Genomic DNA, 8,916 nt, shown 5'->3' with positions numbered 1-8,916 from the left:
TTACAGAGGCGCTCTAAGGCAGTGGCTAGTACCCAGCGAGAAGGAAGATCGAGGCGGAGATTTTTTTCTAGCTCAGAATCGGGGAGAATTTCTGCTTCCGGAATTTCCGGAGCGATGTGGGATAGTTCTACGCGAATTTGGGCTAAAGCCAACTGCTGAGCCGGTTGGAGAGATGAAATGCTAGGCATCAATTTCCTTTCCCAATGCTTCTTATTGTATTGCCAGTATATAGCTAGAATATAAGGTATAAAAAAGTAGTTGGCACTGCGGGGAAGGAGATTACTATGGCAGGCTATATAGAAATTCATCCCGATAATCCACAACAGCGGCTAGTGAAAAAAGTGGTAGATCGGTTGCGCCGCGGAGAAGTGGCTGCTCTTCCTACCGATTCTGGTTATGCAATAGTGTGCGCCTTGGGAAATAAAGCTGGCTTAGAAAGAATACGCACGATTCGGCAAGTGGGAGAGAAGCACGATTTTACTTTGCTCTGTCACGATTTTGCGCAACTCGGGCAGCTAGTAATAATCGACAATGCCTCGTTCCGCCTCATTAAATCGCTCACGCCGGGGCCGTATACATTTATTCTCAAAGGCACGAAAGCAGTGCCGCGTATGAGCTTAAATCCGCGGAAATCCACAGTAGGAGTGCGGATTCCGCAGCATAAAATTGTGCAAGCTATTTTGGCGGAAATGGGAGAGCCTTTAAATTCATCATCACTTATAGTTCCTGGTAGCACTGAACCACTTACGGAAGGGTGGATAATAAATGAGCAGCTGGGAAATGCGCTTGATTTAGTGGTGGAAGGCCCAGTGGGTGAAAAAGGCGCAACGACGGTGCTCGATCTTTCTACCGGTGCAATTGAGCTAGTGCGGCAAGGTGCGGGAGATACGGCATCTTTTCTTTAGAGAAGGTGGGCTCTAGAGAAGGTAGGGAAAATTTTCGGGTAGGAGTGCGTAAAATTTCACTTTTTTGCCAGCTTAGTGCCGAAATTTATTAATCTTCTCCGCAAGATATACTGATAATGAAAATAGTGTAATTTACGGAAGAGAGTATTAGCGTATGACGAAGCTACGCGCAGTTATTTTTGATCTAGATGGCACCCTTATAGATTCAGCTCCTTTGGTGACGCAGGCAATTCAGCAGACGATGATAAATAAGACGGGTAAGCATATTCCGCTTGCTGATTTGCAACAATTCGTAGGTCCGCCGCTTTCTACCACTTTTCGGAATTTAGGGGCCGGGGCAGAAACTAGCGCATATGTAGAAGAATATCGGCGTCTTTATTCACCAACTATCAAACAGACGCCACTCTTTCCGGGAGTGCGGGAGCTGCTAAAAAAGCTGCAAACTAAAGGAATTTTCATGGCGATAGCCACTTCGAAGCGAGAAGATTTAGCGCAGCAAATCTGCGCCGAATTAGATATTGCGCATTTCTTTACAAAAATTTATGGTGCAGATTTGGCAGATAAAAAAGCGGATAAAGCCACAATTATTGGAAGAGCTTTACAAGGATTTTATGAAGCTGGGCAGCTAGATAAGCCTAGCGCTGTGGAAAATTTTCGTTCCGATGTGGTGATGGTAGGAGATAGAATCTACGATATCGTCGGAGCAAAAACTTATAATATAGCTACTATTCTTCTTACTTGGGGAGCAGCTCCGGCTGAGGAATATCAGCAAGCCTATCAGCTAGCCGATTCAGCACCAGATCTAGAAAAGCTATTGCTCGCCTAATTGTGCCTGATAAAGGCGATAGTAGGCACCGTGGGTGGCCAGTAGTTCGGCATGCTTGCCCTGTTCTACTATTTCTCCGTCTTCCATCACCACTATTTGATCTGCCTCCCGAATTGTAGAGAGGCGATGGGCAATTACAAAAGATGTGCGGCCTTTACGTAGCCTTTTCATTGCCTGTTGAATCAGCATCTCGGTGCGGGTATCCACAGAGGAAGTTGCTTCGTCGAGAATTAGAATTGCTGGATCAGCTATATAAGCTCGTGCAATCGTCAAAAGTTGCTTTTCGCCGGCAGAAATTCCGCTTCCTTCGGCGTCGATAAGAGTGGAATAGCCGTGTGGGAAACGCCGAATAAGTTGATCAATTCCGAGCTCGGTTGCGGTTTTTTGGACTTGATATATATCGGCATTTGGATTTCCAAAGCCGATATTATCGCTAATACTTCCGGAGAAAAGCCAGGTATCTTGCAGCACCATTCCAATCTGGGCGCGCAGAGATGCGGGAGAGATTTTTTCGATCGGTATGCCGTCGATTGTGATAGTGCCGCTGGTGCTTTCGTAAAAACGCATCAATAGATTGACGAGAGTGGTTTTTCCAGCACCCGTCGGCCCCACAATAGCGATTTGCTGCCCGGGTGGTACTTGGAGATGGAAATTTTTAATTATGGGAGTGTCGGGGTGATATCCAAAACAGAGATGAGAAAATTCTACGCGGCCTTTTTGCTCCGCACGTGGAAGTAGATCCTGGTAGCGCGGAAGCTTTGCGGCCGGCATTTCGGGGAGATCGAGAAAATCGAATATTCTTTCTCCGGAAGCAGCTCCTGATTGCAGTAAATTTGCCACCTGTGCGATTGAAGAAATCGGATGATTGAGTTGGCGGGAGTATTGCATAAAAGCCTGCATTCCACCAATAGTGAGTGCACCGGAAATTACTTGTAAACCGCCGTAAATGGCCACTACTACGAAGCTTAAATTAGAAATAAAACTCATTATGGGATAGGGAAGTTGCGAGAGAAATTGCCCGCGAAAACTTGCTTGAAAGAGCTCTTCATTCGCTTGGGTAAAGATCTCGTCACACTCATCTTCCATACTAAAAGCGCTTATTATTTCTTGCCCGGTAAAAGATTCTTCAATGATGCTGGAAACTTTGCCCGTTAATTCCCATTGTCGATGAAACTGGGGGCGCGAACGGCCTAAAACTTTCCCGATCAAAAAAATTCCGATAGGGAAAAGCAGCAGGGAGATTAGGGTGAGTCGCCAAGAAATCCAGCACATGAGGGAGGTAATTCCCAATATGGTGTAGAAAGCGCTAATAATACTGTTGAGAGTCTGCATCAGACTTTGATTCAGGTTATCTATATCGTTAGTTACGCGCGAAAGTAGATCGCCTTTCTTTTGGTTATCGAGCACCGAAAGCGAGAGGCGGGCAATTTTTGCTTGCGCTTTTTCCCGCAGCCGATAGGCGATATTTTGCACCAAAATTCGGATTAGGACTCCGCCTAAAAAGTTCATAAGTGCGAAGACGCTATAACAAATCAATACGGTAATTAAGATACGGGAAAGTGCTGAAAAATCTATTCCGTTTGGGCTCTGGATGCCAGCCACTATTATATTGGTGCCATCTCCGAGTAACTTTGGAGCTATCACATTGGCACTCGTAGCGAGAAGCAATAAGAAGAGGATGGCAAATAGGCGCCGGCGCTCCGAAAAAACTAAATGCAGAATACGGCGCAGCGCATAGCGGCTATTTTTTGCTCTGGCAGCGGGATTAGCGGATGTAGCTTTACTCATTTTCTTCCTCCACTACGGTGCCTTGAGAATCTACAATTTCTTGATAAATACGACAGGTAGATAGTAACTCTGCATGAGTTCCGCGCCCAGCAATTTTGCCTGATTCTAAGACGATAATTTCGTCGGCTGCTTGTATAGACGCTACGCGCTGCGCCACAATCACTATGGCGATATCACTCAACTCTTGGCGCAAATTTCTGCGTATTGCTGCCTCTGTGGCGTAGTCGAGAGCCGAAAAAGAATCATCTAAAAGCAGAAAATCGGCTGCGCTTTCTCCATTTGTATCAGGCAGGCAGCGATAGACGGCGCGAGCAATACTCAGGCGTTGGCGCTGCCCGCCAGAAAAATTACTGCCGCCGCTTTCTACTTTGCTCTCTATTCCGGCGGGCAGTTTTTCTACGAAATCTGCCCCCGCTATATGTAGCGCTTTTTTAATGCGTGGAATAGATACTGCATATTGGTGTGCCGCTGCAGAGCTGCCGGGTAGTGATCCAGCTATATTGCTGGCAATCGAACCCGAAAAAAGAAATGATTTCTGGGGCACATAAGCTATTTTTTGCCGCAACTCTGGCAAAGCAAATTTCGTGAGCGGAATATTCCCCAGATAGACCTCGCCGGCACTGGGATCAATTAGGCGGGGGAGAAGCCGCAGTAAAGAAGATTTACCAGCTCCAGTAGAACCGATAATTCCGTAAATCTTCCCCGGTTGCACTGTAAAATCTATATTTTGCAATACAGCTGCTTCTGCCTGCGGATACTGTAGAGATACTTGGCGCAACTGCAGTGAATGTGGCTGCGCTGGCAGCGGCTGCGGATGAAGTGGGGAGGCAATAGCCGGCTGAATTTCCAGTATCTCTTTTATCCGGCGAGCCGATACCTCTCCGCGCGGTAGCACCATTGCCATCATTCCCGCAGCCATTACGGAAAAGAATATGAGAAGTAAGTAGGTAATATACGCAGTAAGCGCTCCTATCTGCATTTTTCCAGCAGCGATACGCGATGCCCCTAGCCACAACACCCCGGCGCTGCTCCAGCCGACTATTAGCGAAGTACTTGGAATAAGGAAAGCCCAGAGCCAGCCAATTTGCAGGCCAACTTGGCGTAATTTTCCACTTGCCGTGGCGAATTTTTCTTGTAGATAGCTTTCTCGCCCGAAGGCGCGAATCACACGCACTCCACTTAATTGTTCCCGCAATAAAGTATTGATACGGTCAATTCTTTTTTGCTGTATCTGGTAGCGCGGTATGAGCATTGCCATCACTACCCCAATTATTAGGGCTAAAAGTGGCACCATAATCACCAAGAGGATGGAGAGATATCTATCTTGCGCCAGCGTCATTATTATTCCACCTATTCCCATAATGGGCGCAATTATCATAATGACGAAGCTGAGTAAAAGTACCATCTGTATTTGCACCACATCATTAGTAGCGCGCGTAATTAAGGTAGGAGCGCCAAATTCTTGCCGCTCGATTTCGGAAAAATTTTGCACTTTGCGAAATATCTGGCTGCGCAAGTCTTTTCCAAAACTCATGGCAATTCGTGAAGCTAAATAGGCTGCAGCAGTTAGGAGAGAAATTTGGAGGAGGGAGATTATCAGCATGACGATTCCCTGTTGCCAAATAAGTGGGGTATTTTGCGGAATAATTCCTTCGTCAATAATGCGAGCATTGATAGCTGGCATCCATAGACTCAGCAATACTTGCCCAATTTGGCAGAGGAAGAGTGCTACCACCTGCCATTTATGGGCACGCAGAAAATTTTTTGCTAAGTCAATAAGAGTCACTCTCTTATTTTGGCCGGAAATTGCGAAAGCAGCAAAATTAGAAAAGCGGCAAATCGGCAAAGCAGCAAAAGCAGTGCTTAAGAAATCTGATATTTCTCGAGTGCTTCTGCCACTTTTACGCGTTCGATAATTCCTTTATCTGCTAATGCCTGCAAGCTGCGCAGCACCATGGAGGGAGCGTCGATCCGGAAATGGTGCCGAGTGGCGGCGCGCGTATCCGAAAGGCCAAAGCCATTGGCGCCCAGTACATAGTAATCGCCAGGTACCCACGGGCGAATCGCATCTGGTACCTGCTTCTCCCAATCCGAGGAAGCAATAAATGGCCCCTGTGCAGCAGCCAATTTTGTAGTTAAATAAGCAGAACGCGGGGTTTCCTGTGGATGCAATAAATTGTAATCATCGGTGGTTAAGCCATCGCGGCGCAATTCATACCAAGAGGTGACTGACCAAACTCCGGCGTCCACCCCCCAATCTTGTGCCAGCATATCTTTGGCTTCGAGAGCCCAAGGTACTCCCACTCCGGAAGCGAGCAACTGGACTTGCGGCATTCCATTATTGGCAGGTGCCGCAATTTGATGGATTCCGCGCAATATCCCCTCTTTGTCCACATTCTCTGGCTCTGCCGGCTGGGAAAGTGGCTCATTATAGAGTGTCAGATAGTACATGACGTCTTGATCGCGCCCGTCACTGCCATCTCCATACATGCGCACAATACCATCGCGCATAATATGGCGAATTTCGTAGGCATAGGCGGGATCATATTGCACAACTGCCGGATTAGTGGAAGCCAATACTTGCGATTGGCCGTCTAAGTGTTGGAGTCCCTCGCCGGTGAGAGTAGTGCGCCCAGCCGTAGCACCAATAATGAAGCCGCGTGCTAACTGGTCGGCTGCTAACCAGAATTGATCTCCCGTCCGTTGGAAACCAAACATAGAATAGAACATATATACCGGAATCATCGGTACCGCATGCGTAGCATAGGAAGTACCGGCAGCAGTGAAAGCGGCAGTGGAGCCAGCTTCGCTAATTCCCGTATGTAAAATCTGGCCGCGGCTAGATTCTTTATAGGAGAGCAATAAATCAGAATCTACCGAATGATAGTGCTGACCGTGCACATTAAAAATCTTCGCCGTCGGGAAGATAGCGTCCAAACCGAAGGTACGCGCCTCATCGGGTACAATCGGCACAATTCGATGCCCGAAATCCTTATCGCGCATTAAATCTTTGAGAAGGCGTACAAAAGCCATGGTGGTGGCAATTTTTTGTTTGCCGGAACCAGATTTCAATACATCCCATACTTTTTCTTCCGGCAATTTTATACCATTGCTCAGCACTCGGCGTTCCGGAAGGAAGCCGCCGAGTTTTTGGCGGCGTTCGAGCATATATTGCAAAGCCGGTGAATCCGGATCGGGGCGGAAATAAGGCGCATTATATGGATCTGCCAGTTCTTCGTCAGAAAAATCTAGGTGTAAGGTATCACGCAGTAACTTCAAATCTTCCGAATTTAATTTCTTCATCTGGTGGGTGGCATTGCGCCCAGCGAAATTAGAGCCTAAAGCATAGCCCTTAATAGTGTGGGCCAGCACCACTGTCGGCTGATCTTTATGCTCCGTAGCTGCCTTATAAGCTGCATAAACCTTGCGGTAGTCGTGCCCGCCGCGCTTAAGTGACCAGATTTTTTCATCTGACCAATCCGCCACCATAGCTTTAGTGCGGGGATCGCGGCCAAAGAAATGCTCGCGCACATAAGCGCCGTTATTAGCTTTAAAGGTCTGATAATCGCCATCGAGCGTATTATTCATAATATTTACGAGGGCGCGATCTTTATCGGCATGCAGTAATTCATCCCATTCCCGCCCCCAAATCACTTTAATTACATTCCAGCCTGCTCCTTTAAAAGAGGCTTCCAGTTCTTGAATAATCTGTCCATTTCCGCGCACTGGCCCATCTAGCCGTTGCAAATTGCAATTGACCACAAAGGTGAGATTGTCCAGATTCTGCGCCGCCGCTAAGTGTAAAAGACCGCGCGCCTCCACTTCGTCCATTTCGCCGTCGCCCATAAAAGCCCATACGTGCTGTTGCGAGGTATCTTTTATGCCCCGCTCTTGTAAATAGCGGTTAAACCACGCCTGATAAATAGCGCCAATGGGGCCAAGGCCCAGCGATACGGTAGGAAACTCCCAAAAATCCGGAAGTTGGCGCGGATGCGGATAGGAGGGCAAGCCGCGCCCGCCCGACCGGGGAGCTGCCTGCTGACGGAAAGAATCTAAATCGGCTACCGTGAGCCGATCTTCTAAGAAAGCGCGGGCGTAGTTACCGGGGGAGGAATGACCCTGGAAATAGACCTGATCTCCACCTCCCGGCGAATTTTTTCCGCGGAAAAACCAGTTATATCCCACTTCGTAGAGAGTGGCTTGGGAAGCAAAAGAAGAAATATGGCCTCCTACGGCTACTCCGGGCCGTTGTGCGCGTGTGACCAGCACTGCCGCATTCCAGCGAATCCAGCGTCGGTATTCTCGCTCTAATTTTTCGTCTCCCGGATAGAAAGGCTCATCGTCTACGGAAATAGTGTTTACATATGGAGTGACTAAATTCCCTGGTAGCTGCACACCTCGTTCCCGCGCCTTTCGCTCCAAAGCCATTAAAATATAGCGGGCGCGCGGATTTCCTTGACTATCAATAAGGGCCGTTAAAGAATCTAGCCATTCCTGTGTTTCTTCCTTGTCTACATCCGGTATTTGGCTTAGCAATCCGTTAATCAAGGGACGAATAGGAATCTGGCTCACTTCTGCTCCTTATTTGGAAAATATCTGTGGAAAAATTTATGAAAAAACCACTCGGCACTAATCTACCTGAAATAGGTCAAATGGCCTAGTTTTTATGCTTAGGGTAACGCTGTGGGTGCAGGCAGCGGTAGTGGAAAAGAAAATAAAAGTGGTTTTCGTCAATATAAGACATTTGCGCTAAATCTGGGGTAACTTAGAGGAGTAGAACTAGCGTCTCGAAAGGCGGTTGCCGTGTCCGGCGAAAGTACCGGTATAAAAGCAGAATTTAAGCAGGGCTATATAGTCCAGGAATTTGGGTACGACGAAGATATCGATTTCCAATTTCGCGATTCCATTCAGGAGATAACGGGCGAAAACTTGGAAGATGAAGATTATCGAGGAATAGCCGATGTGGTATTGGCTTGGTGGCGCTCTGATGACGGCGATCTAGAAGACCTAGCAGACTATTTAATGGACGGCGCTGCTTCTCTTGAATCGGGCAGTGGCAGTATATTCTTAGTGGTCCCCGACCGGGAAAGTCCCTATCAGGTGGCGGCTGCGGATATTGACGAAGCGGCAAAACTCGCCGGGCAGTCGGTTACCACCACCTTTAGTCTGCACAGCGGCTGGACGGTATTCCATATTACAGCGCGCGGATTCTAGTATTGCACGGATTTTAGTGTTTTCCCTGCCTTTGTGCGTGGCAAATAATATTTCCGTAGGTGAAACCAGGATGGTTGCGCGCGCATACTGCGCTGCACGTCACTTTTTTAACTGGTAGTTTGCGCCAGTAGGTAGATTCTTATTAAGATTCATTACGGACTCTTAGCTCAGTTGGTAGAGCAC

General features: G+C 47.7%; 7 protein-coding genes. 3 read left to right on the top strand and 4 right to left on the bottom strand.

The window, feature by feature from the left end:
• A partial coding sequence (locus Q0X35_RS05020) for a hypothetical protein (protein ID WP_297566181.1) occupies positions 1-188 on the bottom strand: 188 nt, incomplete at its 3' end.
• Positions 189-284: 96 nt separating this feature from the next.
• On the opposite strand from Q0X35_RS05020, the gene Q0X35_RS05015 reads away from it, so the two are divergent.
• Both Q0X35_RS05015 and Q0X35_RS05010 read left to right on the top strand, forming a co-directional pair.
• Complete coding sequence (locus tag Q0X35_RS05015; RefSeq protein WP_297566179.1) at positions 285-905, top strand: L-threonylcarbamoyladenylate synthase; 621 nt, start codon at positions 285-287, stop codon at positions 903-905.
• A gap of 154 nt (positions 906-1,059) precedes the next feature.
• Positions 1,060-1,731 carry an HAD hydrolase-like protein gene (locus Q0X35_RS05010; RefSeq protein ID WP_297566176.1) on the top strand — a complete coding sequence of 224 codons (672 nt, stop codon included), beginning with the start codon at positions 1,060-1,062 and terminating at the stop codon, positions 1,729-1,731.
• Here Q0X35_RS05010 and Q0X35_RS05005 read toward each other — a convergent pair.
• The 3 genes from Q0X35_RS05005 to aceE form a co-directional block, all read right to left on the bottom strand.
• On the bottom strand, positions 1,717-3,519 hold the full coding sequence (locus Q0X35_RS05005; protein WP_297566174.1) for an ABC transporter ATP-binding protein: 1,803 nt from the start codon (positions 3,517-3,519) through the stop codon (positions 1,717-1,719). The genes Q0X35_RS05010 and Q0X35_RS05005 overlap by 15 nt on opposite strands.
• Entirely contained in the window at positions 3,512-5,305 is a 1,794-nt protein-coding gene (locus tag Q0X35_RS05000; RefSeq protein WP_297566172.1) for an ABC transporter ATP-binding protein, read from the bottom strand. Before Q0X35_RS05000 ends, Q0X35_RS05005 begins: the two co-directional genes overlap by 8 nt.
• Positions 5,306-5,382: 77 nt before the next feature.
• Positions 5,383-8,091, bottom strand: a complete 2,709-nt coding sequence (aceE, locus tag Q0X35_RS04995; RefSeq protein ID WP_297566170.1) for a pyruvate dehydrogenase (acetyl-transferring), homodimeric type — start codon at positions 8,089-8,091, stop codon at positions 5,383-5,385.
• A gap of 231 nt (positions 8,092-8,322) precedes the next feature.
• Between aceE and Q0X35_RS04990 the strand changes: the two genes are divergently transcribed.
• Entirely contained in the window at positions 8,323-8,733 is a 411-nt protein-coding gene (locus tag Q0X35_RS04990; protein WP_297566168.1) for a DUF3052 family protein, read from the top strand.
• The last annotated feature ends 183 nt before the right edge of the window (positions 8,734-8,916 follow it).

The sequence above is a fragment of the uncultured Arcanobacterium sp. genome, assembly GCF_947253055.1.
Taxonomy (GTDB): Bacteria; Actinomycetota; Actinomycetes; order Actinomycetales; family Actinomycetaceae; genus Arcanobacterium_A.
The sequence above is the reverse complement of the archived record's forward strand: the minus strand, read 5'-3'. Positions and strand labels throughout refer to the sequence as shown.

Excerpts from the sequence above, each read along its gene's own strand:
- Q0X35_RS05015 (WP_297566179.1), top strand. The coding sequence starts at position 285 with ATGGCAGGCTATATAGAAATTCATCCCGATAATCCACAACAGCGGCTA.
- Q0X35_RS05010 (WP_297566176.1), top strand. The coding sequence starts at position 1,060 with ATGACGAAGCTACGCGCAGTTATTTTTGATCTAGATGGCACCCTTATA.
- Q0X35_RS05005 (WP_297566174.1), bottom strand. The coding sequence starts at position 3,519 with ATGAGTAAAGCTACATCCGCTAATCCCGCTGCCAGAGCAAAAAATAGC.